Genomic DNA, 19,381 nt, shown 5'->3' on the forward strand with positions numbered 1-19,381 from the left:
TCACTCCTCGACGAGGAGCTTCTCCCGCAGCTGTGCGAGCGTGCGCGCCAGCAGCCGCGAGACGTGCATCTGTGAGATGCCGACCTCCTGCGCGATCTGTGACTGGGTCATGTTGCCGAAGAAGCGCAGCAGCAGGATCCGCTTCTCCCGCGGCGGGAGGTCCTCCAGCAGCGGCTTGAGGGACTCCCGGTACTCCACGCCCTCCAGCGCCTCGTCCTCCGCGCCGAGGGTGTCCGCGACCGCCGGGGACTCGTCGTCGGTGTCGGGGACGTCCAGGGACAGCGTGGAGTACGCGTTGGCGGACTCCAGGCCCTCCAGGACCTCCTCCTCCGAGATCGCCAGCTTCTCGGCGAGCTCGTGGACCGTGGGGGAGCGGCCGTGCAACTGCGAGAGCTCGGCCGTGGCCGTGGTCAGCGCCAGGCGCAGCTCCTGCAGCCGGCGCGGGACGCGCACCGCCCAGCCCTTGTCGCGGAAGTGCCGCTTGATCTCGCCGACGACCGTCGGGGTGGCGTACGTGGAGAATTCCACGCCGCGATCCGGGTCGAAGCGGTCGACCGACTTGATCAGTCCGATGGTGGCGACCTGGGTGAGGTCGTCCAGCGGCTCACCGCGGTTGCGGAAGCGGCGCGCGAGATGCTCGACGAGCGGCAGGTGCATGCGGACCAGCTGGTTGCGCAGTTCCGCGTACTCCGGGGTGCTGTCCCCCAGGGTGCGCAGTTTGAGGAACATCTCGCGTGCCCCGCTGCGGTCCGGGGAGCCGTGGTGCGCACGCTGTGCGTGGTGCGCGCTCGGTGCCTGATGCTCGGAGTCTCGCTCGTGCTCGCTCATCGTCCCGCCCGTCGCCCTTCCCCGAGCCCTCGCCTCCTCCGCCACTCTCGGCTTCGCGTGAGTGGGAGGACCCCCTGGGACAGGGGATGCGGTGATCCCCCCGCCCGGAGGCGCGCTCCGCACGGCACCGCCCTGGTCCAGCCGCCCGCCGCCCGGGAGGACGGCCCCCGCGGAGTCGTCCTCAGGGTGCGGGCGGGCCTGCTCGGGGATGCCGTCGATGCCGTCCGCCATGCGCCGGGCCCCGCTCGGACCGCTCGTGCCCGTGCCTTCGGCCGGCAGCTCTCGTGTGCTGCGCTCTTCGTCCCGCACCGGCCCGTCCTCGCTCCTCACGCCGGCCCGGGTCCCGCGCCGCGCTGTTTGTAGAGGCTGATCGAAACGGTTTTGTCCTTGTCCACGGCGGAGGAGACCTTGCCCGCGAGGGCGGACAGGACGGTCCACGCGAACGTGTCCCGCGAGGGGGCATGGCCGTCCGTGGTCGGAGCCGAGACAGTGACCTCGAGTGAGTCGTCGACGAGGCGGAACACACAGCTGAGCACCGAGCCGGGCACGGCCTGCTGAAGCAGGATCGCGCAGGCCTCGTCCACCGCGATGCGCAGGTCCTCGATCTCGTCGAGGGTGAAGTCCAAACGGGCCGCGAGACCGGCCGTGGCCGTACGCAGCACCGACAGGTAGGCACCCGCGGCCGGCAGCCGGACTTCCACGAAGTCCTGGGTCGCGGGCTCGCCTGCGATCTGGGACACCCTCACCTCCATGGTGGTACAAGCGTTTCAGGGCCGAGGGTCGCCCCCCGGGGTAACGCGATACGTGGTTCAGCGGTGACGCTATCGCGCTCTCGACGGTCCTGTCCCCGGGACCCCAACCCCATGTCGTCACTCACAGTAAACCTGTGGATACGCTCCGTGTCTAGGGGTTGGGCGGGCCCAAATGGGAAGAGCGCGCGCCGGGTTGACGTACCCAGACGTCAGACGGTCGAACCGTCCGCCGCCGGGGTCTTGCGGAGTCACACCAGGACATGGTCGACGAAGCACCAGCGCCAGGTCTCCCCGGGCTCGTGCGTCCGCATCACGGGATGGCCGGACTCCTTGTGGTGCCCCGCCGCGTGTCGCCCCGGCGAGGAGTCGCAGCAGCCGACGTGACCGCAGCTGAGGCACAGCCGAAGTTGTACCGGATCCATGCCCTCCGCCAGGCACTCCGGACACGTCTCGCTGAGCGGGCCGGGTTCGGGGTGCGGCAGCGCGTCGGAGTGCGTGCACTGTTTCATGATTGCCAGGTTACGACGGCCGAGCGGAAGACCGCGCGGAAAAAAGAGGGCGGGCGAGAACGATGGACGTGATGCCACTGCTGTTGCTGGTGGCGGGCAGTGCCGCGATCGCCGCGGCCGCGCGGCGCACCCCGGTGCCGGCGCCGCTGCTGCTGGTGGCGATCGGGCTGGCGGTCAGCTACGTCCCCGGGGTGCCCGACTACACGCTCGACCCGCACATCGTCCTGCCGCTCATCCTGCCCCCGCTGCTGCACACGGCCGCCACCGACAGCTCCTACCTCGACCTGCGGGCCCAGCTCAGGCCGGTCGCGATGCTGTCCGTCGGGTACGTGCTGTTCGCGACCTTCGTCGTCGGCTGGGCCCTGTACCTGATCGTGCCCGACCTGCCGCTGACCGCGGCCCTGGTCTTCGGCGCGGTGGTGGCGCCCCCGGACGCCGTGGCGGCGACGGCGGTGGCGCGCCGGGTCGGGCTGCCGTCCCGGATCACCACGATCCTCCAGGGCGAGTCCCTGCTGAACGACGCCACCGCGATCACCGCCTACCGGGTGGCCCTCGCGGCCGCCGTCGGCGAGGGCGCGACCTGGGCCGGGGGCATCGGCGAGTTCCTGCTCGCGGCGATCGGCGGTGTCGTGGTCGGGCTGGTGCTGATGGCGCCGATCCACTGGCTGCGCACGCACGTCAAGGAGGCGCTGCTGCAGAACACGCTCTCCCTGCTGATCCCGTTCGTCGCCTACGCCGTCGCCGAGCAGCTGCACGCCTCCGGTGTCCTCGCCGTCGTGGTCGTCGCCCTCTACCTGGGACACCGCGCGTGGGAGGTCGACTTCGCCACCCGTCTCCAGGAGGAGGCGGTGTGGAAGATGGTGGCCTTCGTCCTGGAGTCGGCCGTGTTCGCGCTGATCGGACTGCAGCTGCCGGTCGTCCTGAGGGGCCTCGGACAGTACGAGGGCGCCGAAGCCGCCTGGTACGCGCTCGCCGTCTTCCTCGTGGTCGTCGCGGCCCGGTTCGTCTGGGTGTATCCGGCGACCTTCCTGCCCCGGCTGCTCTCGGCGCGGATCAGGGAGCGGGAGGACAATCCGACCTGGAAGGGGCCGTTCATCATCGCGTGGGCCGGTATGCGGGGCGTGGTCTCGCTGGCCATCGCCTTCTCGATCCCGCTGACCATGCACGACAGCGAGGAGCCCTTCCCGCATCGCAATCTGATCCTCTTCCTGACCTTTACGACGGTCATCGGCACCCTGGTCGTGCAGGGCCTGACCCTGCCCCCGCTGATCCGACTGCTGAAGGTCCCCGGGCGGGACACCCAGGCCGAGACGCTCGCCGAGGCGAACGCCCAGGCGCAGGCCTCCCGGGCCGCCGAGCGCCGCCTGGACGAACTCCTCACCGACGAGCGCAACGCCCTGCCCGCCCCGCTCGCCGACCGGCTGCGCATCGTCCTGGAGCGCCGCCGCAACGCCGTCTGGGAGCGGCTCGGGCAGGCCAACCCGGTCACCGGGGAGTCCGTCGACGACACCTACCGGCGGCTGTCGCGGGAGATGATCAGCGCCGAGCGCGAGGTGTTCGTCAGGCTCCGGGACGCCCGGTACATCGACGACGAGATGCTGCGGACCCTGCTGCGCAGGCTGGACCTGGAGGAGGCGGCGGCCTTCCGGGAGGCGGCGTAGCGGCGAGACGGCGCTGAGGCGCTGTCGGCCGGTCAGGAGACGTTGCCGGGCGTCAGGGAGACTCTGCCGGGCGGCCAGGAGACGCTGTCGGGTGTCAGGCGCCCCTGCCGGGCGTCACGGGAAGGGGCGGCCGGTGACGACGGCCGCCACCGTCGTCCCGCGCGGGAAGGCGCCTTCGTAGGCCAGGGCGACGAGGCCGTACAGCAGCTTGGCCACATACAGACGTTCGACGGGCAGGCCATGACGGCGTTCGAAGTCCGCCGCGAAGGCGTCGAGCTCGTCGGGCACGCGCGCGTAGCCGCCGAAGTGGAAGCGGTCGTCGAGGCTCCAGGAGCCGCGCGGGCCACCGAAGGCCTGCCGCTGCAAGGCCTCGGTCTCGGCGGCCAGGAAGCCGCCCCTAAGGACCGGCACCCCCAGGGCGCGCTGCCCGGGAGCGAGCCCGGCGGCCAGTCCCGCCAGTGTGCCGCCGGTGCCGCAGGCCACGGCCACGACATCGGCCTGGTCGTACAGCTCGGCGCCGAGTGCCCGGCAGCCGCGTACGGCCACGGCGTTGCTGCCGCCCTCGGGGACGACGTACGCCTCCTCGGCGTCAGCCGCGCGGAGAATCCCGGCCAGGGACTGCGGCTCCGACTTGCGGCGGTAGGTCGCCCTGTCGCTGAAGTGCAGCCGCATGCCGTCGGCCGCACACCGGGCGAGGGAGGGGTTGAGGGGGCGGCCGGCCAGCTCGTCGCCCCGTACGACACCGACGGTAGGGATGCCGAGCAGCCGGCCGGCCGCGGCCGTGGCGCGCAGGTGGTTGGAGTAGGCGCCGCCGAAGGTGACGACGGGACGGCCGGCCGCCGCCGCGAGGTTCGGCGCCAGCTTGCGCCACTTGTTGCCGACCAGCTCCGGGTGGATCAGGTCGTCCCGCTTCAGCAGCAGCCGGACGCCTCGACGCTCGAACCGGCCGTCGACGACTTCCCGCACCGGCGAGGGCAGCCGGGGGCGCAGGCTCGCGAGGCGGTGCCCGTCGGGGGCGTCGGGGCTGGTCACCTCGTCATTGTCGCCCGGGGCGGGTGCGGGCCGGCCTTCGGCCCGGTCCGGCTTCGGGCCCTCCGCCGGTTCCGTACGAACTCGATGAGTGACGGTCCGCCCCGCAGGCACCAGAGCGCGATCACCGGGTCGCAGATCGCGCAGCCCAGGGACGAGGTGTGGAGGAACGGGATGATCGGGTTGCCCTTGACGTGGTGGACGATGTCCCACGCCGTGTGCAGCAGCCAGCCGACGCCGATCCACGTCCACGACTCCAGACCGCGGAAGGCGACGTAGGTGACCAGCGCGGTGAAGGGGAACTCCCAGCCGCCCATGCCGCCGCCGCCCAGATACGCGGCACCGGCACCGGCGACCGTCACCGCGTTCAGGCGCCGCCGGTACGGTTCGCGGACCAGGGACATCAACAGGGCGTAGAGGATGCCGATGCCGATCGGCGCGATGTACTGCATCGATGGGGCCGTTTCTGGATCCGGGGAGGGAACGGCTCATCACGCTAGATCCGGTCCTGCCCGCTCCCCAGTGGCGTGAGCGACAGGTTTCCACGGATTGTCGCCACCCGGTCCGTGGCCGACCACCGGCCGGCCACGGCACCTTCGAACGCCGAATCGGGCTCCTCTGCCCAGTGATGCGAAGATCCATTCCCGCTCTTTCGGGTAATAGCACCGCGACGCTGAGTGAGGAAGGCTTGCCCCTGGACATCGATGCCCGAGGCATATGGGCGTTGGGCACAACCGGGAGGGCAGTTCTCTATGTCGGTAGGCGAAGAGGTCCGCGCGGAAGGCACCAAGCCGCAGCAGAGTCTCGGCACGGCGGCCGCGCGGAACCTGGCCACCACGACCAAGTCCGTGCCGCAGATGCAGGAGATCAGCTCCCGCTGGCTGCTGCGGACGCTGCCCTGGGTGGACATCCAGGGTGGTACGTACCGGGTGAACCGGCGGCTGACGTTCGCCGTGGGCGACGGCCGGATGACGTTCGTGAAGACCGGCGACCGCGTCGAGATCATCCCCGCGGAGCTGGGTGAACTGCCGGCGCTGCGGTCGTACGAGGACCAGGAGGTGCTCTCCGAGATCTCCCGCCGCTGCGAGCAGCGGGAGATCCGCGCGGGCGAGGTGATCGCCTCGTTCGGCAGCCAGTCCGACGAGGTGTACCTGCTGGCGCACGGCAGGGTGGAGAAGGTCGGCACGGGGCCGTACGGGGACGACGAGTCCCTCGGAGTCCTCGCCGACGGCGCCTACTTCGGCGACGACGCCCTGCTGGACGAAGACGCGATCTGGGAGTACACGGCCCGCGCGCTCACCGCGTGCACCGTGCTGGTGCTCCCCCGCCAGGAGTTCGCGCAGATCGCGGAGCGCTCGGACTCGCTGCGCGAACACCTGCGGCAGAGCCGCGCGATTCCCGAGCAGCGCTCCAACAAGTACGGCGAGAAGGAGATCGACCTCTCCTCCGGGCACTCCGGCGAGCCGGACATCCCGCACACCTTCGTCGACTACGAGGCCAGCCCACGTGAGTACGAGCTGAGCGTCGCCCAGACCGTGCTGCGCATGCACACGCGCGTGGCCGACCTCTACAACCAGCCCATGAACCAGACCGAGCAGCAGATCCGGCTGACGGTCGAGGCGCTGAAGGAGCGCCAGGAGCACGAGCTCGTCAACAACCGCGACTTCGGGCTCCTGCACAACTGCGAGTACGAGCAGCGCATCCAGCCGCACGACGGTGTGCCCGGCCCGGACGACATGGACGAGCTGCTCAGCAGGCGTCGCGGGACCAAACTGCTCCTCGCCCACCCGCGGGCGATCGCCGCGTTCGGGCGTGAGCTCAACAAGCGCGGGCTGGTGCCCGAGACCATCGACGTCGGCGGCAACCGCATCCCCACCTGGCGCGGTGTGCCGATCTACCCGTGCAACAAGATTCCGGTGACCGAGGCCCGTACGACGTCGATCATCGCGATGCGTACCGGCGAGGCCGACCAGGGCGTCATCGGCCTGCGGGCCTCCGGCATCCCGGACGAGATCGAGCCGAGCCTGTCGGTGCGCTTCATGGGCATCAACGAACAGGCCATCATCAAGTACCTGGTCACGGCCTACTACTCGGCCGCGGTCCTGGTACCGGACGCGCTCGGAGTGCTCGAGAACGTCGAGATCGGCCGCTGGCGGTGACGCTCCCGGTACGTCGGCCGTGTCCCCGCCCGCCCGGGCGGGTACATCCTCGGGGTACGCGCCCAGCGGCAGCGGAAGCGCCACCGTCCGCTCATACTCCGAGGCGGTCCCATGGGTGAGTCCCTTACGGAGTCCAGGACGGAGACGCCGCTGCCCGCCCCTGGTGAGCAGCGAGGCGCCCTGCCCCGGCGTGCGGCCGGGGTGCCGGAAAGGCGGGGGTCCATCGGGACGCAGCGGGAGGGCCGGCCCGCACCGGCCGAGGGGCACGAGGCGATCATGCTCCTGGACCGGGCCCGGGCGGAGGTCGACCCGGTGCTGCGGGCCGCGCTCGACTCGCTGCCCGGGCCGATACGCCGGATCGCGCTCTACCACTTCGGCTGGGAACAGGCGGACGGCACCCCGGCGGAGGGCGGCTCGGGCAAGGCGATCCGTCCCGCGCTCGTCCTCGCCGCGGCGGCCGCCCTCGGGGGTTCCGAGGCAAGGGTGGGGGCGGTCCGGGCGGCCGCGGCGGTGGAGCTGGTCCACAACTTCACCTTGCTGCACGACGACGTGATGGACCGGGACGCCACCCGCAGACACCGGCCCACCGCGTGGACCGTGTTCGGGGACGCCGACGCGATCCTCGGCGGGGACGCGCTGCAGGCACTGGCCCTGCGGCTGCTCGCGACGGATCCGCATCCGGCGGCCCGGGCCGCCGCGGCCCGGCTCGCGGACTGCGTGGTCGAACTGTGCGCGGGCCAGCACGCGGACACGGCCCTGGAGCGGTGCGACCCCGGCGAAGTCACCCTCGAGGAGGTGCTCGCCATGGCGGAGGCCAAGACGGGTGCACTGCTGGGGAGCGCCTGCGCGATCGGGGGCCTGTACGCGGGCGCCGGGGACGAGGACGTGGCGGCGCTGGACGCGTTCGGCCGGGAGGCCGGGCTCGCCTTCCAGCTCATCGACGACGTCATCGGCATATGGGGCGACCCGCACCGCACCGGCAAGCCCGTCGGCGCGGACCTGGCCGCCCGCAAGAAGTCCCTGCCGGTCGTCGCGGCCTTCACCTCGGGCACGCCGGCGGCCGCCGAGCTCGCCGCACTGTACGCACGACCCTGTGAGAAGGAGGACCTGGACCACATCGCCCTGACCGTGGAGCGTGCGGGCGGCCGTGACTGGGCGCAGGGCCAGGCGGCCGACCGGATGGCGCGGGCGATACAGCAACTGGCGCGCGCGGTGCCGGATCCGGAGGCGGCGGGCGGTCTGCTGGCCCTCGCCGAGTTCGTGACACGGCGCAGCAGTTGAGGTTCGGCAGTCGGTGACGTTCGCCGGCCGTTGACGATCACCAGCCGTCGAGGGGCGGCGGCAGTTGATGGCCGGCAGCGGTCGGCCGCCGGCAGGGGCTGACGGGTTGAGGTGGTCGACGGCCGTCCGCACAGCGTGATCCTTCGGGCGACCGGAGGCAGGACCCCGGAGCGTCGGGGCCGTGCGGCTCCTGACCCCGCACGGCTTCCGGACTCCGGTCGGCGGGTCCCGCACTGCCCCACGGTGTGCGGGGCCCGCCCCTTTTCAGGCATCGCGCGATGGAGTTTGGACAGATGTTCGACTGAATTCCGCCAAGCTCCCGCCCTGCCTGCCCCGGCGACTCTCAACCCTCCTACGATCAACGCCCGTCGGGACGAGCGAAGGGGCGGGGCATGGGCGTGGCGATCCGTACGGCGGGCGAGGCGGACCGGGAGTCGGTCGTCAGGCTGCTGGACGAGGCGTTCCAGGACGACCCCGTGAGCGGCTGGGTCTTCCCCGGTGCGGAGGACCGACGTGAACATCACCCCGGACTCATGGCCGCCTTCACCGACATCGTGCTGGCGGCCGGGCGTATCGACGTCACCGAGGACGGCTCGGCCTGTGCGCTGTGGTTGTCCGTACCGGCCGGTGACCACGACGGTGACCCCGAGGACGACGACGGTCCGGCCCAGGTGCGGGCGGCCGTCGATCCCGGCAACGAGCGCATCGAGCTGATCGGCCGGCTGACGGCCGCCATCCACCCCTCGGGGCGGGCCCACGAGTACCTGTGGATGATCGGCGTGGCCCCCGGCCGCCAGGGCGAGGGACTCGGCACCGCGCTCATCGAGTCGGTCCTCGACCGCTGTGACCGCGAGGGGCTGTCCGCCTATCTGGAGGCCAGCAACGCCCGCAGCCGCAAGCTGTACGAGCGCCTCGGCTTCGAGGTCGCCGGTCCGGTACTCGACCTCCCGGATGGCCCGGCCATGTGGCCGATGTGGCGCGAGCCGCGCACGGGCTCTTAGAACCCGCCCTCTTGCTCCTGGCCCTGGCCCTGAGCCTGGTCCAGGCCCCGGCTCTGACCCTGGTCCTGCTCCCGGCCCTGATCCTCATCCGGCAGCACCGTCGCCACGATCCGCTCCACCAGGCCGTCCGGCACGCCCACCCCGGGCAGTACGCCCTCCAGGACGCCCGGCAGGGTCAGATGCTCAAGGAGCAGCCCGAGCATGGCCAGATACAGCACGGCGACGGACTCGTCGCCACCGGGCAGCCCCGCCGTCCGGTGGAACTCCATCGCCTCCTCCAGGTCACCGCGCACCGACTTGGTGTAGGAGGCGAGCAGTTCGGGGCGCCGGGTGGCCTCCAGCCGTAGCTCCATGAGGGCCAGATAGCCCGTGCGGTCGCGGGTCGCGCGGGCCATGAGGTCGTGCATGAAGGCCATGACCAGCGAGCGGTCCTTCGGCCGGGTCATCAGCTCGGCGACCACCGCGGGATCCGGCGCGAGCCGTATGTGCAGCCGGGTGTCGATCTGGCGCAGCAGGTCGGCGCGTCCGGTGAAGTAGTTGGAGGCGGTGCCCACGGGCACACCGGCCTCCGCGTCCACCGCACGGAACGTCAGTCCGCGCGCGCCCTCCCGTGCGAGCACCTCGACACCGGCGTCGACGAGTGCGGCCCGGCGCCCGGGATTGCTGACCATGCGGAGTCCCTTCTCCCACTTCCGACGGCTCGCGGAAAATGCTTGCAACCACTACATCAGGAGTACTACAACTGAAGTCGTTGCAATGACAGCCTACGAAAAGAGACCGGCTTGCGAAAGCTCACGTACTTCATCGCCTGCTCCATCGACGGCTTCATCGGGGACCCGGACGGCGACGCGGCGTCGATGTTCCCCTTCGTCGACGAGGAGTTCTTCGCCTTCCTGAAGGCGGAGTATCCGGAGACCATGGCGACCCACGGCCGTCGGGCCCTCGGCCTCGACGACCTGCCGAACCAGCGGTTCGACACCATCGTCCAGGGCCGCGGCAGCTACGACCTCGCCCTGGCGGAGGGCATCACCAGCCCCTACGCACACCTGCGCCAGTACGTCGCCTCCGGCACGCTGAAGGTGTCGCCGGACCCGAACGTCGAGATCATCGCGGACGATCTGGTCGGCAAGGTCCGCGCACTGAAGGCCGAGGACAGCGAGTTCGGCATCTACCTGTGCGGTGGCTCGAAGATCGCGGGCGAACTGATCGACGAGATCGACGAGCTCGTCATCAAGACCTATCCGCTGGTGTACGGCTCGGGCATGCCCATGTTCGGGGCCGGGTTCGCGATCTCGGAGTTCACCCTGGAGTCCGTGCGTACGTTCGGCAACGGCGTGCTGGTGCGCTCGTACAGCAGGAAGCGCTGAGCCCCCGACCGTCCTACTCTGAGGACATGGGCAGAGACGAACACGTCTGTCCGACCTGCGGGCAGCCAGTGGAAACAGTCGTCCGGCGCCACAAGACGCTGGGCACGTGGGTCCCCTTGTGGGTGGCGGGCCCCTGCCACAACCCCGAGTGCGGGGCCCACGACGCGGAGGCCACTCACCGCGCCTCCACCGTCGCGGACACGCGGCCTGCCGAGGAAACCCGGTTCGGCGCGGGCCCCCGTTCGGCCGGCGATGACACCGCCCCACCTGCGACGACCCCGGCCGAAACGGCCCCCGGAGAAACCGTCACGGAAAACTCCTGAGCTCGTGTCGAGAATCCCGGGCCGGCTCCGACGTCCCCTGTGAGAGCCGCCCGGCAGGGTGGTGAGAGCCGAAGGAGCGGACTGATGAAGTACCTGGTCATGGTGCAGGGCACACAGACGGACTACGAGGCCATGCGCGGCAAGGCGTCAGCGGACTCGCCCGCCTGGAACGCGGAAGAGCTGCAGGCGATGTTCGCCTACATGGGAGCCATCAACGACGATCTCTCCGAGACCGGTGAGTTCGTCGACGGGCAGGGCCTGGCCGAGCCGGCGCAGACCCGGCATGTCACCCTCGGCGACGACGGCAAGGCCGTGATCACCGACGGCCCGTACAGCGAGACCAAGGAGCTGCTGGCCGGCTACTGGGTCCTGGAGTGCGAGAGCCTGGAGCGGGTCACGGAGATCGCCGACCGCATCTCCCGCTGCCCCCAGCCGGCCGGTGCCCCCGACTACCCGGTCGTGATCCGCCCGATCATGGACGGCAGCGGGGACATCTGACGAGCCGGCCCGTACGACGCCGACGGACCCGCCGGTGAGGAGCACACCCGAGGTCGAGGACCTGCTGCGCCGGAACGCGCCGCAGGTCCTCGGCGCGCTGGTCAGACGGTACGGGCACTTCGACGCGGCCGAGGACGCCGTACAGGAGGCGCTGCTCGCGGCGGCCGGGCAGTGGCCCTCGGCGGGCGTGCCCGGCAATCCGCGCGGCTGGCTGATCAAGGTGGCCTCGCGGCGGCTGACCGACGCCCTGCGCAGCGAGGAGGCCCGGCGGCAGCGCGAGGAGCGGGCGGCGGCGCTCACGCCCCGCGACGCCTTCACCGCCCCGCCGCCGGGGGAGCGCGCTCCCCGTGAGGACGACACCCTCTCGCTGCTCTTCCTGTGCTGCCATCCGGACCTCACACCGCCCGCCCAGATCGCGCTCACGCTGCGCGCCGTCGGCGGGCTGACCACGGCGGAGATCGCCCGCGCGTATCTGGTCCCCGAGGCGACGATGGCGCAGCGCATCAGCCGGGCCAAGCAGAAGGTGCGGGGCGTGCGCTTCGGCCGTCCGGACAGCTGGGAGCAGCGGCTGCCGTCCGTACTGCAGACCCTCTACCTGATCTTCAACGAGGGCTACACCGCCACCTCCGGCACCGCCCTCCAGCGCCCCGACCTGGCGGGCGAGGCCGTACGGCTGACCCGTACGGTCCACCGGCTGCTGCCCGAGGACGGCGAGGTGGCCGGGCTGCTCGCGCTGATGCTGCTCACCGACGCCCGCCGTGACGCGCGCAGCGGACCGGGCGGGGAGCTGATCCCCCTCGACGAGCAGGACCGCGACCGCTGGGACAGGGCCGCGATCGAGGAGGGCGTCGCGCTGGTGACCCGGGCCCTGTCCCGGGGCAGGCCCGGGCCGTACCCCCTGCGGGCCGCGATCGCCGCCGTGCACGACGAGGCGCCTTCGCCCGAGGCGACGGACTGGGCCGAGATCCTGGGCCTGTACGACGTCCTCGTCGGCCTGGTCCCCGGGCCGGTCGAACGCCTCAACCGCGCGGTCGCCGTCGCCATGGTCCACGGCCCGCGCGCCGGCCTGACCGAACTGGACGCCTTGTCGGGCACGTTGAAAGGCCACCGCCTGGACGCCGTACGCGCTCACCTCCTCGAACGCGCGGACGAGCCCGAAGCCGCCCGGGCCGCCTACGAGTCGGCGGCCGCCCAGACCCTCAGCCTGCCCGAGCAGCGCTATCTCCAGGCGCGGGCGGCGCGCTTGAGGGACTAGCGTGTAAGGCATGGGCATGACGGGGGAGGGGCGTCGCGGGGTGTGGCGCCGGGCGGTCATCGTGTGGGCGCTGGTCGTGGTCGTCGCGGGTGGGCTGACCTTGTGGATGCAGGACTCGACGGAGCCTCAGGGGCCGTATGTCTGGACGGAGACGAAGCCCGACGAGACACCGAGCCCGCCGCCCTGCCCGACACCCGAGGGCGTCGATGCGGCCCTGTGCGCGTACGCGTACACGGAGGCCGACTAGCCGCGCGGCCCGCTCGTCTCCGGGTCCCGGGCCGTCAGGCAGTACGTGCCGCCCGCCGGGTCGCGCATCACCGTCCAGCCGGAGCGGTCGGCCACGCGTACGGCCCCGAGGCCCTCGTGCCACGCCCGGGTCGCGGCGACGTCCGTGCACGCGAGGTCGAGGTGGGCGGCGGCCGGGCGTTCCTCGCCGAGGCGTTGCAGAAGCAGCCGGACCGGCAGGCCGGGAGGCGGCTCGACCACATGAAACTCCGGGAGCGAGCCGGGGCGCGACACCCAGCCGTCCAGCAAGCCGCTCCAGAAGGCGACTTCGGCCTCGTACGACGACGGCGGGACGTCCACGCACACCTGGTCGAGCCGGCTGCCCCGCACCACACCCGGGCGCGACGCCTGGCCGCGCCACGGATCCCCGCAGAACAACTGCCCGCCGGGCGAACGCAGCACGACGAGCGACCCGAGGTCCGCCACCACGCCCGCCCCGAGCCGCACCGCCGAGTCCGCGAACTCCGCCACGTCGTCCACACAGAAGTCGAGATGCGCCCCGCCTTCCCCCGACCGCACCGCCTGGGACTTCACACATGCGTCGGCGCCGTCGGAAAGCAGGGTCACGAACTCGGAGTGCTCCCCACGGAATTCGGAAAGCCGTGTGTCCGTGACGGCCGTCCAGAAGTCACATGCGGTGCCGAAGGCCTCGTGTGGCCGGTCGACGAACGCGTAGGTCCAGCGGATCCTCATGGGCGGGATCGTAGAGGAACCCCGTCACGGCCACCTGCGTGAACCTTGACCAGCCTTTGCCTCGCCGTTCCCCGCGTATTGGTCTGGCCTTGTTTGCATTCAGGAATGGACCACATCACGTTCCTCGTGGCGGTCGTCATCGTCACGGCGCTCGCCTTCGACTTCACCAACGGATTCCACGACACGGCGAACGCGATGGCCACGTCCATCGCCACCGGCGCGCTGGCTCCCCGTACGGCGGTCCTGATCAGCGGTGTCCTCAACGTCGTCGGTGCCTTCCTCTCCACCGAGGTGGCCAGGACCATCTCGGGCGGCATCGTGGACGACACCCTCGTCAGCCCGGGGATGATCTTCGCGGGGCTGGTCGGGGCGATCCTGTGGAACCTGCTGACCTGGCTCGTGGGGTTGCCCTCGAGCTCCTCGCATGCCCTGTTCGGCGGGCTGATCGGGGCCGTGTGGGTCGGGGCGGGCAGCCACGGCGTCAACTTCGACAAGGTCGTCGAGAAGGTGCTCGTCCCGGCGGTGGCCTCGCCGCTCGTGGCCGGTGTCGCCGCGCTGATCGCCACCTACCTCGCCTACCGGCTCACCGACCGCGCCCGCAAGGACTCCGTCACCAAGGGCTTCCGGATCGGCCAGATCGCCTCCGCCTCGCTGGTATCCCTCGCCCACGGCACGAACGACGCGCAGAAGACCATGGGCGTCATCACCCTCACCCTGATCTCGGCCGGCGCGCTCGGCCACGACGCCGGCCCGCCCCTGTGGGTCATCGCCTCCGCGGGCCTCGCCATCGGCCTCGGCACCTACCTCGGCGGCTGGCGGATCATCCGCACGATGGGCAAGGGCCTCACCGAGATCCAGTCGCCGCAGGGCTTCGCAGCCGAGACCGCCTCCACCACCGTCATCCTCACCTCCGCCCACCTCGGCTTCGCCCTGTCCACCACCCAGGTCGCCTCCGGCAGCATCCTCGGCGCGGGGCTCGGCCGCCGGCTCGCGGAGGTCCGCTGGGGCGTCGCGGGCCGCATGGTGATCGCCTGGATGGTCACCCTGCCCGCCGCCGCGCTGGTCGGCGGCCTGGCCGCGAGCGTCGTCCAGAACGGCGGCGACCTCGGCACCGCGGTCGTCGCGCTGGTCGGTGCGGCCCTGGCCGCGGGCATCGTGGCCGTCTCGCGCCGCAACCCGGTGCACGCGCACAACGTCAACGACGCGCACGAGGTCAGCATCCGCACCGAGCCGCCCGCCAAGGTCGGCACGGCAGCCTGAACGACGGGACTCGACATGCATCTGGACTGGACCGCACTCGGCCAGGTCGCCGCGGTGAGCGTCGGCGCCACCGTCGCCGTGGTCGTGGTGTTCGCCTTCGGCGTCCTCGGCCTCGCCCGCCTGGAGGGCGCCCGCGCACAGCCGGGCGGCACCTCCTCCGCCCTCGGCCTCACCCAGGCCACCCTGTGCTTCCTCGCCTGCGCGGCCGTGGTGGCGTACGGGATCTACCTGATCGTGCCTCAGTTCCACTGACCGACGGCTACGACCGGCCATCACCTACGACAAAGGGGCCCGACCGGTTGTCCCGGCCGGGCCCCTTCGCAGTGGCCATGGACTTCAGGCCTTCTTGGTCTCCCAGAAGATCTTGTCGATCTGGGCGATGTAGTCCAGAGCCTTCTGGCCGGTCGCCGGGTCGGTCGAGCCCTTGGCGGCCGAGAGGGCCTTGAGGGCGTCGTTGACCAGCTGGTGCAGCTCCGGGTACTTCTCGAAGTGCGGCGGCTTGAAGTAGTCGCTCCAGAGCACGGACACGTGGTGCTTGGCGAGCTCGGCGCGCTGCTCCTTGATGACGGTGGCGCGCGCCTGGAAGTGCGGGTCGTCGTTACCGGCCATCTTGTCCTGGACGGCCTTGACCGACTCCGCCTCGATGCGGGCCTGGGCGGGGTCGTACACACCGCAGGGCAGGTCGCAGTGCGCACTGACCCTGACCTTGGGGGCAAACAGGCGGGAAAGCATGGAGCATTCCTTCCTCGTGATCGTCTTCTCACAGGGGACATTACTCCGTGGGGGACGGGTTTTCGCGGGTGCCCCCATGGGCTTAGGGCAAAAGTCCGGGGTGAGACTGAGACTGGTGGAGGAAGAACCGGGGAGGTGCCGGGTGATGCCGGAGCTGTCGCAGGAGTCCGAGCGGGGGAGGTCGGCCGCGCCCTTCGGCGTCGCCGAGGTGACCGGGCCGTCCATGGTGCCCACGCTGTACCACGGGGACCGGCTCCTGGTGCACTACGGGACGCGGGTCAGGCCGGGTGACGTCGTCGTACTGAGGCACCCCTTCCAGCAGGACCTGCTCGTCGTGAAGCGGGTCGCCCAGCGGCGCGAGAGCGGCTGGTGGGTGCTCGGGGACAACGCGTACGCCGGTGGTGACAGCACCGACTACGGCGTCGTGCCGGACGACCTGGTGCTGGGGCGGGTCCGGTTCCGCTACCGGCCGCGCGGGACCGGGCGTTCGCCGTGGGCGCTGCTCGGCTGGGCGCTGTCGGCCGCCAGGCCCGTCTTCTCCGACAAGTCGGCTTCGCGGCGCTTGCGGGCGCGGTAGGCCGCCACGTTGGCGCGGGTCGCGCAGCGGTCGGAGCAGTAGCGCCGGGAGCGGTTCGTGGAGGTGTCCAGGTAGGCATTGCGGCAGGGCGCCGCCTCACACAGGCCGAGGCGGTCGGCGCCATGCTCGGTCAGGTGGAACGCCAGGCCCATCGCCGCGATCGCCGCGTAGCCCGCGGTGGCGTTGGACGGGTGGTCCGCCAGGTGCATGTGCCACAGGGGGCGGCCGTCGTCGTCGCGGAAGTCGTGCCCGGAGATCTGCGGGCTCACGGGGAACTCCAGGAGGAGGGAGTTCAGCAGGTCGACGGCCAGGGTCTCGTCGCCCGTGTCGGCCGCCTCGAAGACCGCGCGCAGCCGGGCCCGGATCGAGCGGAACCGCGTCACGTCCGAGTCGGTGGCGCGGCGGGCCGCCGACTGACTGGCGCCGAACAGGTCGCGGACGGCCTCGACCGACGTCAGCGTGTCCTTGCCCCGGGCCGGTTCCTCGGTGTTGACGAGGCGCACGGCATAGTCCGAGTAATAGGCCAGTTCCACTTGTAGTCCTTACGGAGGGGCTTTATTGTCGTGAGCGCGCACTTGTAACAGCTGATGGTGCTTCCAGGGTATTACGAGGGAGGGGTTCGATGACGGACGCCGACACCACTGCGGCCACCACCGACTGGCGTGCCTGGCAGGAGAGCTGGGACCGGCAGCAGGAGTGGTACCTGCCCGACCGCGAACAGCGGTTCGGGATCATGCTCGACATGGTCGAGGCCCTGGTGGGCACCGCCCCGCGCGTACTCGACCTCGCCTGCGGAACCGGCAGCATCACCGCCCGGCTGCTCGCCCGGTTCCCCCAGGCCACCAGCACCGGCGTCGACCTCGACCCGGCGCTCCTCGCCATCGCCGAGGGCACCTTCGCGGGCGACGACCGGGTCGGCCTCGTCACCGCCGACCTCAAGGACCCCGACTGGCCGGCGAAGCTGCCGTACGACTCGTACGACGCCGTCCTGACCGCGACGGCCCTGCACTGGCTGCACCGGGAACCCCTCGCGGACCTCTACGGCCAGGTCGCGGGACTCGTCCGCGACGGCGGTGTGTTCATGAACGCGGATCACATGATCGACGAGTCGACGCCCCGGATCAACGCCGCCGAGCAGGCACAGCGGCACGCCCGTATGGATCAGGCCAAGCGGGACGGCATCCTGGACTGGTCCGAATGGTGGCAGCTCGCCGCCCAGGACCCGGTCCTCGCGGGGCCCACCGCCCGGCGCTACGAGATCTACGGCGAACACGCCGACGGCGACATGCCCTCGGGCGCATGGCACGCGCGCGTGCTGCGCGAGAAGGGATTCGGGGAGGCCAGGCCGGTGTGGTGCTCGCCCTCGGACACCCTGCTGCTCGCCCTGAGGTAACCGGGCGCGGACCACGCGAAGGGGGCGGTACGGAGTTCCGTACCGCCCCCTCGGTGTGCGTACCGTCAGAGCACCTTGGACAGGAACGACTTCGTCCGCTCGTGCTGCGGGTTCGTCAGCACCTCGCGCGGGTGACCGGATTCGACCACCACACCGCCGTCCATGAAGACCAGGCTGTCGCCCACCTCGCGGGCGAAGCCCATCTCGTGGGTGACGACGATCATCGTCATGCCCGACTCGGCGAGGTCGCGCATGACGTCCAGGACGTCACCGACCAGCTCCGGGTCGAGCGCCGAGGTCGGCTCGTCGAACAGCATCAGCTTCGGGTCCATGGCGAGGGCCCGGGCGATGGCGACGCGCTGCTGCTGGCCGCCTGAGAGCTGCGAGGGGTAGCTGCCCGCCTTGTCGGCCAGGCCCACCCGGTCCAGGAGCTCCTGGGCGCGTGTGCGGGCCTGGCTCCTGCTCACGCCCTTGACCTGGACCGGTGCCTCCATGACGTTCTCGACGGCCGTCATGTGCGGGAACAGGTTGAAGCGCTGGAAGACCATGCCGATGTCCCGGCGCTTGACCGCGACCTCGCCGTCCTTGAGCTCGTAGAGCTTGTCGCCCTTCTGGCGGTAGCCGACCAGCTCACCGTCCACGTACAGGCGGCCGGCGTTGATCTTCTCCAGGTGGTTGATGCACCTCAGGAAGGTCGACTTGCCGGAGCCGGAGGGGCCGATGAGGCAGAACACCTCGCCCTGCTTCACCTCCAGGTCGATGCCCTTGAGGACTTCTACGGGGCCGAAGGACTTGTGGACGCCCTCGGCCTTGACCATGGCGGTCATGCGGTGCCTCCCGTCGACGCCGAGCGGTTGGACAGGGACAGCAGGTTCGCCTTGATCTTCTGGAACGGGGTCGCCGGGAGGGATCGGCTCGAACCACGCGCGTAGTACCGCTCCAGGTAGTACTGGCCGATGCTGAAGATCGAGGTCAGCAGCAGGTACCAGGCCGCCGCGAGGAACAGCATCTCGGCGGGGGCACCGGAGGTCTGGCCGATGTCCTGGGCGGCGCGGAGCAGCTCGGGATACTGGACGACCGAGACCAGCGAGGTCGTCTTCAGCATGTTGATGACCTCGTTGCCCGTCGGCGGCACGATCACGCGCATCGCCTGCGGGATGACGATCCGGCGCAGCGTCTTGGTGTGGCTCATGCCCAGCGCGTGCGACGCCTCGGTCTGGCCCTCGTCGACCGAGAGCAGACCGGCACGGCAGATCTCCGCCATGTACGCCGCCTCGTTGAGGCCGAGGCCCAGCAGCGCCGTCAGGAACGGGGTCATGAAGTCCGACCACTCGTCCTTGTAGAACGGCCCGAGGTTGATGTACTCGAAGACCAGGCCCAGGTTGAACCAGACGATCAGCTGCACCAGGACCGGGGTGCCGCGGAAGAACCAGATGTAGAACCACGCGATCGACGAGGTCACCGGGTTCTTCGACAGGCGCATCACGGCCAGCAGGACGCCGCCGACGATGCCGATCGCCATGGACAGGACGGTCAGCAGGAGCGTCTTGCCGACGCCGTCCAGGATGCGGTCGTCGAAGAAGTAGTCCGGGATCGCATCCCAGTTGATCTTGCCCTGGGAGAACGCGTAGACGATGCCGCCCAGCAGGGCGAGCGCGACGACGGCGGTGACGTACCGCCCGTAGTGCCGGACCGGGATGGCCTTGATGGCCTCCGGTCCGGCCGGGGGTGTGTCGGCCGGCGTCTTGTCGATGTCAACAGTCACGGGTGTTGCCTTT

Annotated in this window: 24 protein-coding genes; 13 read left to right on the forward strand and 11 right to left on the reverse strand. The window is 71.0% G+C overall.

Annotated elements, in window-relative coordinates; translation table 11 throughout:
- The 3 genes from ACZ6I3_RS36960 to ACZ6I3_RS36970 all read right to left on the reverse strand — a co-directional run bounded on the left by ACZ6I3_RS36960 (position 1) and on the right by ACZ6I3_RS36970 (position 2,089).
- A complete protein-coding gene (locus ACZ6I3_RS36960; protein ID WP_469420726.1) occupies positions 1-1,137 on the reverse strand; it encodes an RNA polymerase sigma factor SigF in 1,137 nt (378 codons plus the stop codon).
- 17 nt (positions 1,138-1,154) lie between these two features.
- Positions 1,155-1,568: an ATP-binding protein gene (locus ACZ6I3_RS36965; protein WP_003992877.1), complete on the reverse strand. Its 414-nt coding sequence runs from the start codon at positions 1,566-1,568 to the stop codon at positions 1,155-1,157.
- Positions 1,569-1,828: 260 nt separating this feature from the next.
- Entirely contained in the window at positions 1,829-2,089 is a 261-nt protein-coding gene (locus ACZ6I3_RS36970) for a UBP-type zinc finger domain-containing protein (RefSeq protein ID WP_469420727.1), read from the reverse strand.
- A gap of 62 nt (positions 2,090-2,151) precedes the next feature.
- Between ACZ6I3_RS36970 and ACZ6I3_RS36975 the strand changes: the two genes are divergently transcribed.
- On the forward strand, positions 2,152-3,750 hold the full coding sequence (locus ACZ6I3_RS36975) for a Na+/H+ antiporter (RefSeq protein ID WP_469420728.1): 1,599 nt from the start codon (positions 2,152-2,154) through the stop codon (positions 3,748-3,750).
- Between the two features lie 114 nt (positions 3,751-3,864).
- On the opposite strand, the gene ACZ6I3_RS36980 is transcribed toward ACZ6I3_RS36975, so the two are convergent.
- Positions 3,865-4,782, reverse strand: a complete 918-nt coding sequence (locus ACZ6I3_RS36980; protein WP_469420729.1) for a 1-aminocyclopropane-1-carboxylate deaminase/D-cysteine desulfhydrase — start codon at positions 4,780-4,782, stop codon at positions 3,865-3,867.
- Positions 4,779-5,231, reverse strand: a complete 453-nt coding sequence (locus tag ACZ6I3_RS36985; protein WP_469420730.1) for a DUF6010 family protein — start codon at positions 5,229-5,231, stop codon at positions 4,779-4,781. Before ACZ6I3_RS36985 ends, ACZ6I3_RS36980 begins: the two co-directional genes overlap by 4 nt.
- A 300-nt stretch (positions 5,232-5,531) precedes the next feature.
- Between ACZ6I3_RS36985 and ACZ6I3_RS36990 the strand changes: the two genes are divergently transcribed.
- The 3 genes from ACZ6I3_RS36990 to ACZ6I3_RS37000 all read left to right on the forward strand — a co-directional run bounded on the left by ACZ6I3_RS36990 (position 5,532) and on the right by ACZ6I3_RS37000 (position 9,220).
- A complete protein-coding gene (locus ACZ6I3_RS36990) occupies positions 5,532-6,938 on the forward strand; it encodes a family 2B encapsulin nanocompartment shell protein (protein WP_469420731.1) in 1,407 nt (468 codons plus the stop codon).
- Between the two features lie 111 nt (positions 6,939-7,049).
- Complete coding sequence (locus tag ACZ6I3_RS36995) at positions 7,050-8,219, forward strand: family 2 encapsulin nanocompartment cargo protein polyprenyl transferase (RefSeq protein WP_469420732.1); 1,170 nt, start codon at positions 7,050-7,052, stop codon at positions 8,217-8,219.
- A gap of 392 nt (positions 8,220-8,611) precedes the next feature.
- A complete protein-coding gene (locus ACZ6I3_RS37000) occupies positions 8,612-9,220 on the forward strand; it encodes a GNAT family N-acetyltransferase (RefSeq protein WP_469420733.1) in 609 nt (202 codons plus the stop codon).
- Here the strand turns inward: ACZ6I3_RS37000 and ACZ6I3_RS37005 are convergent.
- The gene (locus ACZ6I3_RS37005) at positions 9,217-9,891 is read right to left on the reverse strand and encodes a TetR/AcrR family transcriptional regulator (protein ID WP_469420734.1); all 675 of its coding nucleotides are present in this window, start codon (positions 9,889-9,891) and stop codon (positions 9,217-9,219) included. The genes ACZ6I3_RS37000 and ACZ6I3_RS37005 overlap by 4 nt on opposite strands.
- A gap of 111 nt (positions 9,892-10,002) precedes the next feature.
- Between ACZ6I3_RS37005 and ACZ6I3_RS37010 the strand changes: the two genes are divergently transcribed.
- The 5 genes from ACZ6I3_RS37010 (at position 10,003) to ACZ6I3_RS37030 (ending at position 12,910) form a co-directional block, all read left to right on the forward strand.
- A complete protein-coding gene (locus ACZ6I3_RS37010) occupies positions 10,003-10,587 on the forward strand; it encodes a dihydrofolate reductase family protein (RefSeq protein ID WP_469420735.1) in 585 nt (194 codons plus the stop codon).
- A gap of 26 nt (positions 10,588-10,613) precedes the next feature.
- Entirely contained in the window at positions 10,614-10,910 is a 297-nt protein-coding gene (locus ACZ6I3_RS37015) for a hypothetical protein (protein WP_469420736.1), read from the forward strand.
- Positions 10,911-10,994: 84 nt separating this feature from the next.
- Positions 10,995-11,408 carry a YciI family protein gene (locus ACZ6I3_RS37020; RefSeq protein ID WP_469420737.1) on the forward strand — a complete coding sequence of 138 codons (414 nt, stop codon included), beginning with the start codon at positions 10,995-10,997 and terminating at the stop codon, positions 11,406-11,408.
- 34 nt (positions 11,409-11,442) lie between these two features.
- The gene (locus tag ACZ6I3_RS37025; protein WP_469420738.1) at positions 11,443-12,663 is read left to right on the forward strand and encodes an RNA polymerase sigma factor; all 1,221 of its coding nucleotides are present in this window, start codon (positions 11,443-11,445) and stop codon (positions 12,661-12,663) included.
- A gap of 10 nt (positions 12,664-12,673) precedes the next feature.
- Positions 12,674-12,910, forward strand: a complete 237-nt coding sequence (locus ACZ6I3_RS37030) for a hypothetical protein (RefSeq protein ID WP_469420739.1) — start codon at positions 12,674-12,676, stop codon at positions 12,908-12,910.
- On the opposite strand, the gene ACZ6I3_RS37035 is transcribed toward ACZ6I3_RS37030, so the two are convergent.
- Positions 12,907-13,641 carry a VOC family protein gene (locus ACZ6I3_RS37035; RefSeq protein ID WP_469420740.1) on the reverse strand — a complete coding sequence of 245 codons (735 nt, stop codon included), beginning with the start codon at positions 13,639-13,641 and terminating at the stop codon, positions 12,907-12,909. The genes ACZ6I3_RS37030 and ACZ6I3_RS37035 overlap by 4 nt on opposite strands.
- A 105-nt stretch (positions 13,642-13,746) precedes the next feature.
- Here ACZ6I3_RS37035 and ACZ6I3_RS37040 point away from each other — a divergent pair, with 105 nt between their 5' ends.
- A complete protein-coding gene (locus tag ACZ6I3_RS37040) occupies positions 13,747-14,901 on the forward strand; it encodes an inorganic phosphate transporter (RefSeq protein WP_469420741.1) in 1,155 nt (384 codons plus the stop codon).
- Between the two features lie 15 nt (positions 14,902-14,916).
- Positions 14,917-15,153 (forward strand): hypothetical protein, encoded by a 237-nt coding sequence (locus tag ACZ6I3_RS37045; RefSeq protein WP_469420742.1) that lies wholly within the window; start codon positions 14,917-14,919, stop codon positions 15,151-15,153.
- Between the two features lie 84 nt (positions 15,154-15,237).
- Here the strand turns inward: ACZ6I3_RS37045 and sodN are convergent, their stop codons facing one another.
- Positions 15,238-15,633 (reverse strand): superoxide dismutase, Ni, encoded by a 396-nt coding sequence (gene sodN, locus ACZ6I3_RS37050; protein ID WP_469420743.1) that lies wholly within the window; start codon positions 15,631-15,633, stop codon positions 15,238-15,240.
- A gap of 145 nt (positions 15,634-15,778) precedes the next feature.
- On the opposite strand from sodN, the gene sodX reads away from it, so the two are divergent.
- Positions 15,779-16,210: a nickel-type superoxide dismutase maturation protease gene (gene sodX / locus ACZ6I3_RS37055; protein ID WP_469420744.1), complete on the forward strand. Its 432-nt coding sequence runs from the start codon at positions 15,779-15,781 to the stop codon at positions 16,208-16,210.
- Here sodX and ACZ6I3_RS37060 read toward each other — a convergent pair.
- Positions 16,096-16,743: a CGNR zinc finger domain-containing protein gene (locus ACZ6I3_RS37060; RefSeq protein ID WP_469420745.1), complete on the reverse strand. Its 648-nt coding sequence runs from the start codon at positions 16,741-16,743 to the stop codon at positions 16,096-16,098. The two genes, sodX and ACZ6I3_RS37060, sit on opposite strands and share 115 nt — an antisense overlap.
- A gap of 89 nt (positions 16,744-16,832) precedes the next feature.
- On the opposite strand from ACZ6I3_RS37060, the gene ACZ6I3_RS37065 reads away from it, so the two are divergent.
- Positions 16,833-17,603, forward strand: coding sequence for a methyltransferase (locus tag ACZ6I3_RS37065; protein WP_469420746.1), 771 nt, complete (start codon positions 16,833-16,835; stop codon positions 17,601-17,603).
- 65 nt (positions 17,604-17,668) lie between these two features.
- Here ACZ6I3_RS37065 and ACZ6I3_RS37070 read toward each other — a convergent pair whose 3' ends face one another.
- Both ACZ6I3_RS37070 and ACZ6I3_RS37075 read right to left on the reverse strand, forming a co-directional pair.
- Positions 17,669-18,430 carry an amino acid ABC transporter ATP-binding protein gene (locus ACZ6I3_RS37070; protein WP_469420747.1) on the reverse strand — a complete coding sequence of 254 codons (762 nt, stop codon included), beginning with the start codon at positions 18,428-18,430 and terminating at the stop codon, positions 17,669-17,671.
- The gene (locus ACZ6I3_RS37075; protein ID WP_469420748.1) at positions 18,427-19,368 is read right to left on the reverse strand and encodes an amino acid ABC transporter permease; all 942 of its coding nucleotides are present in this window, start codon (positions 19,366-19,368) and stop codon (positions 18,427-18,429) included. The genes ACZ6I3_RS37070 and ACZ6I3_RS37075 overlap by 4 nt, the downstream gene beginning before the upstream one ends.
- Positions 19,369-19,381: the final 13 nt, after the last annotated feature.

It is taken from the genome of Streptomyces sp. NPDC041940 (assembly GCF_055589465.1).

Coding starts and splice junctions, on each gene's coding strand:
- ACZ6I3_RS36970 (WP_469420727.1), bottom strand. CDS start 2,089: ATGAAACAGTGCACGCACTCCGACGCGCTGCCGCACCCCGAACCCGGC.
- ACZ6I3_RS36975 (WP_469420728.1), top strand. CDS start 2,152: ATGGACGTGATGCCACTGCTGTTGCTGGTGGCGGGCAGTGCCGCGATC.
- ACZ6I3_RS36985 (WP_469420730.1), bottom strand. CDS start 5,231: ATGCAGTACATCGCGCCGATCGGCATCGGCATCCTCTACGCCCTGTTG.
- ACZ6I3_RS36990 (WP_469420731.1), top strand. CDS start 5,532: ATGTCGGTAGGCGAAGAGGTCCGCGCGGAAGGCACCAAGCCGCAGCAG.
- ACZ6I3_RS36995 (WP_469420732.1), top strand. CDS start 7,050: ATGGGTGAGTCCCTTACGGAGTCCAGGACGGAGACGCCGCTGCCCGCC.
- ACZ6I3_RS37000 (WP_469420733.1), top strand. CDS start 8,612: ATGGGCGTGGCGATCCGTACGGCGGGCGAGGCGGACCGGGAGTCGGTC.
- ACZ6I3_RS37005 (WP_469420734.1), bottom strand. CDS start 9,891: ATGGTCAGCAATCCCGGGCGCCGGGCCGCACTCGTCGACGCCGGTGTC.
- ACZ6I3_RS37015 (WP_469420736.1), top strand. CDS start 10,614: ATGGGCAGAGACGAACACGTCTGTCCGACCTGCGGGCAGCCAGTGGAA.
- ACZ6I3_RS37020 (WP_469420737.1), top strand. CDS start 10,995: ATGAAGTACCTGGTCATGGTGCAGGGCACACAGACGGACTACGAGGCC.
- ACZ6I3_RS37030 (WP_469420739.1), top strand. CDS start 12,674: ATGGGCATGACGGGGGAGGGGCGTCGCGGGGTGTGGCGCCGGGCGGTC.
- ACZ6I3_RS37035 (WP_469420740.1), bottom strand. CDS start 13,641: ATGAGGATCCGCTGGACCTACGCGTTCGTCGACCGGCCACACGAGGCC.
- ACZ6I3_RS37040 (WP_469420741.1), top strand. CDS start 13,747: ATGGACCACATCACGTTCCTCGTGGCGGTCGTCATCGTCACGGCGCTC.
- ACZ6I3_RS37045 (WP_469420742.1), top strand. CDS start 14,917: ATGCATCTGGACTGGACCGCACTCGGCCAGGTCGCCGCGGTGAGCGTC.
- sodN (WP_469420743.1), bottom strand. CDS start 15,633: ATGCTTTCCCGCCTGTTTGCCCCCAAGGTCAGGGTCAGTGCGCACTGC.
- sodX (WP_469420744.1), top strand. CDS start 15,779: ATGCCGGAGCTGTCGCAGGAGTCCGAGCGGGGGAGGTCGGCCGCGCCC.
- ACZ6I3_RS37065 (WP_469420746.1), top strand. CDS start 16,833: ATGACGGACGCCGACACCACTGCGGCCACCACCGACTGGCGTGCCTGG.
- ACZ6I3_RS37070 (WP_469420747.1), bottom strand. CDS start 18,430: ATGACCGCCATGGTCAAGGCCGAGGGCGTCCACAAGTCCTTCGGCCCC.